The organism is Bacillus sp. 05T22, assembly GCF_056396765.1.
The window spans coordinates 1-4,145 of the sequence record NZ_JBFTMC010000192.1; the positions used below are offsets into that span (position 1 = coordinate 1).

At 32.3% G+C, this 4,145-nt stretch carries 4 protein-coding genes; all 4 read right to left on the reverse strand.

Annotation, left to right across the window (positions count from 1 at the left end):
* Positions 1–522: 522 nt before the first annotated feature.
* The 4 genes from AC1DIT_RS27345 to AC1DIT_RS27360 all read right to left on the reverse strand — a co-directional run bounded on the left by AC1DIT_RS27345 (position 523) and on the right by AC1DIT_RS27360 (position 3,478).
* A complete protein-coding gene (locus AC1DIT_RS27345; protein ID WP_016115616.1) occupies positions 523–1,122 on the reverse strand; it encodes an undecaprenyl-diphosphatase in 600 nt (199 codons plus the stop codon).
* A gap of 82 nt (positions 1,123–1,204) precedes the next feature.
* Positions 1,205–1,942: an ABC transporter permease gene (locus AC1DIT_RS27350; RefSeq protein ID WP_016115615.1), complete on the reverse strand. Its 738-nt coding sequence runs from the start codon at positions 1,940–1,942 to the stop codon at positions 1,205–1,207.
* Complete coding sequence (locus AC1DIT_RS27355) at positions 1,935–2,855, reverse strand: ABC transporter ATP-binding protein (protein ID WP_016115614.1); 921 nt, start codon at positions 2,853–2,855, stop codon at positions 1,935–1,937. The genes AC1DIT_RS27350 and AC1DIT_RS27355 overlap by 8 nt, the downstream gene beginning before the upstream one ends.
* Before the next feature lie 422 nt (positions 2,856–3,277).
* Entirely contained in the window at positions 3,278–3,478 is a 201-nt protein-coding gene (locus AC1DIT_RS27360) for a DUF3955 domain-containing protein (protein ID WP_016115613.1), read from the reverse strand.
* Positions 3,479–4,145: the final 667 nt, after the last annotated feature.

Genomic DNA, 4,145 nt, shown 5'->3' on the forward strand with positions numbered 1-4,145 from the left:
CTTCAACCAAACTTCGTTTTTTCGACGTATAACGCATTACACGAATTATTAATAGTTTCATAAAACTGGTCCGCAATATTCCCCATCTCTTTATGTCTTCGGAAACTTTGCAACAGAACCCTTATAAATATCTGCGTAAGCAATCTTTAATTGCTCACGTAATTGCCTGTTCCCACCTTCCAACTTCTTGAGACGGCGTTGTAGCTACATAATATACGAACTAGACTAAATATGTAAGCTACTGTTTATATTTCTAACATCTATAAAAAGAGAGGATATTCGTCCCTATATTGAACGAACAGTCCTCTCTTCATAATACTCTAATCAATGTACGTTTAGACACAATTTGGACGAAAATTAGCCGATTCCTTAACGTACAGGGAATCGGCTAATTTTTTACATAATCTTTGCTGATGACTGAATCCTGARTCATATACCATTATCGTATGTTTACTCTTCAATATCCTACTTTATTTATTTTAGATTTTTATAATGTGCAATTCTTTTTACAATTACATATACTTAAAAGTCTTTCGATTTGTTTTTGGATGGTAAGACATTTTGCTCCATTTTTTCATAAAGTTTAAGTAATTCTTTGATAAATGTAATTTTCGGTGTTAACCAATACGAAAATAATGCTGAAATACTTCCTAATAAAGCCCCCGTTACGACATCGAAAGGATAATGAACGCCTACCCAGATACGAGAGATAGCTACACAGAATGCAAGCACAAGCCATAACCATCCAGCCTTTTTACGAACAAGCCAAAATGAAAAGCAAATTGAAAAAAATAGAATCGTATGGTCACTAGGAAATGAATTATCTACTGCATGATCGACAAGTTTATTAACATCAGGTAATACTGCAAATGGTTGATAATTCAAATGAAATTTTCCTGCGAGTTTTCCAATTATCTCAGCAGTCACAAAAGCAATCATCGCTTGAACAATCATCATTCTATTTTGATTAGATCGAGTAAACCAATACACTACAATAATTAAAGCTAAGAAATACACCATATATTCTGCCAAAAATATCATGGTTGAGTTTAGAAACGAATATTGTTTACCTAAATCATTGATAGCTCGAAAAGCATCAATATTTAATTGAGAAAAAGACATTTTCAAATCTCTCCTTAATTGCGTATATTTCTATAGTTTTTCGTTGTTTTTCAAACCTTAGGTAGTTTCAAATATTACATCCTCAGTGAATATCTACCCTTTTAAAATATGTAATTACTGCTATTAATCCAATGAAAGATGTTGCAAAAATAACAATATAGGAATATTCGGGAGGGTAAGTGGGAAGAAGCGTATTTCTTGAAATATCTCCTGCTGCTTGCCATGGAAACAATCCTCTATGTTTTGAATTTGTCGTCATTAAGTTTAATAAGACTATTACAATCGTAAATACCATAGTTGGTACATAACTCTTTAATACAATTGTTATAAATATGGCTGGTGTTGATAGAATAAAAAGAAATGCCCCACCTATAAGAAGTCGTTTTAAGGAATTTATTAATAATAATGAATTAAGACCTTTAAACTGTCCTAATAGACCGAAAATGACAGTTAGTCCCCAAGCAACCAAAATTAAGAGCATAATCCATAAGAATAAGACTATTAATTTGCTTATAAGGAATTTAATGCGTGATACAGGAATAGTTAATAAATTTTTTAATGTGTCTTCTGCATATTCACGATTAAAAAGATAAGCGGTGATGACTCCAAATAGGGGGACTCCAATCACTACAACAGTATACAAAGTGACTTCATTAAACAGTTGTTCAAACACAATAGTTGGAGTAGGATGTTTTGTTTTTATGCTTATATATGAAGCTACTACTACCATAAAAGGTGCTACCGTTGCCCCCATAATACTAATCAAAAGCATATAAGACCGTTTTAATTTTAATAGTTCTGTGTATAATAAATTAACCAATTGTTCCATCCCCAACCAATTTGGTGAAGTAATCTTCCAATTTATCCTCGCTCATCATAATTTTTAATACTTCAATATCGTTTTGGACAAACGCTTTATTAATCTTTCCTTGTTGCCCAAAATGAGAATAGATACGAATGTTTCCTTCATTATGAACCTCATAATCTGAGATATGAAATTGACTTTCTAACAGCATCGCAGCTTTATTGTCATTATTTACTTGGAATTCTAAGTATTGACGATTTGTTTTTCGAAGTGTATCAAGAGCAACTTCCTCTAATAGTTTTCCTTCGTGAATAATCCCCATATAATCGACTAATTGTTCGATTTCAGCTAAAATGTGGCTAGAAATTAATATGGTTATATTTCTTTCCATCGCTAAAGATTTAATTAGCTTTCGCATTTCTTTAATACCAATTGGGTCTAAGCCGTTAGTCGGTTCATCTAATATTAATAATTCAGGATAATTGAGAAGAGATCTTGCAATTCCCAACCGTTGCTTCATTCCTAAAGAGTATTTTCCTACCCGTTTTTTCGTTTCATGTTGTAGTCCCACAATTTCTAATACCTCTTCAATCGCATTTTTCTTATGCAATCCGATAATTTTAGCATTAATTAATAAATTCTCCTTTGCGGTTAGATTTTCATAAAAACCAGGAACTTCAACAATTGAACCTATTCTTCTTAAAATTTCCTTCTGATTTTTCGCTAAATCTTCACCGAATATTTCGATTTTTCCACTTGTAGGTTTTATTAATCCTAATAACATTCGGATAGTAGTTGTTTTACCCGCACCATTTCGGCCAATAAATCCATAAATCTGTCCCTGATGTACATTTAAATTCAAGTTATCAACTGATTTCTGGTTACCATATAACTTCGTTAAATTTACGGTTTTTATTATTGTACTCATGTGAAAATACCAACTTTCTTGTGTGTCTATAATTTTATTATGGGAAAAAATTTTTAAATGGGGTTTAACTATTTCTTAACTATTTCTTAATTAAGAAGTAGAAGAATACCTATTAAAAAAAGGATCTGTTTATCTAAAGATGGGTATCACCACATCTCCATCAACTTAAGATCACATAATACCCCCAAAACGAAAATTTTGTGCCTTTTATAGCAACAAAGTTCATTTTTTTCGTTTTTGGGGCCCTTCAAAATGTTAGCTTGATGGGCATGGGGTGCCATCAACAAAACTCGGATTGTATACGATATCCGTGTTTTATCGGCAGGACACCATAAAGAAAAGACACCCTAAGGTGCCTTCCTCCGAGTTGAACCACTCTACTTTTACTAATATATGAGTATTGGACTTCCAGTCAAATGTTATTATTGGTTTATCGGTTTTCTGAACCCAATAAATGCGCTACTAATTAAAGCTAATGCTATAAATGAAAAACCGATTGGTATTAGATAAAATGTTTCGATAAGAGTACCATTTGGTGCAACTGTAGATCCGATGATATTTTGGCTAACTAAACACCCGATTCCTATAAGTAAAGATAGTAAAGTTAAAATATATTTTTTCATTTTAAAACCTCCATATTTAAATGATTTCTTTATGTACACTATTAATACTGCTCATTAAATATAATATTGTTATACATTCGTTACTATCTAAATACATGACAAAAAGCTTACAAATATGTAAGGAAACGAAGCGTTCACTGGAGAACAGCTATTTATTCCACGTTTTTGTTTTTTTTAGAAGGGGGCCTGGGGAAGAGTTCCCCAGTGGGTTTGGGCAAAGCCCAAGGTCTGTATTCGGCCTGCCGAATCGGGGTACAGCCGGATAAGACTAATGAAATCATTTTTTTGAAAGTAAACTAATTTTTAAAAGTGCTTTAACTTGATGTTGATGTGACGGAACCTCAAGTATGTAGAAATTTAAAAAAGTCCCTTCATAATGCTAAAGGGACTTTGCTCACACAAATGATCTGCACATCAATTCATCTTTGATATACAGATCATTTGTATGATAATTTTTATAAATAATTGCGGAATAATGAACTTACATTACTGCTTTTAAAAGCTCTCCTACTAATGGGATGATTCCACCTAAGAATGATAAAACTGCCGTTGCGATTGTCATATTATTTCCTCCTCTTTTTTCGTATTAAGATATGATAATTTTGGTTCTGTTGCAAAGTTTTTTAAACTAAGCTATATTCTAGAAAAATGAGACGAGGAGAATGAC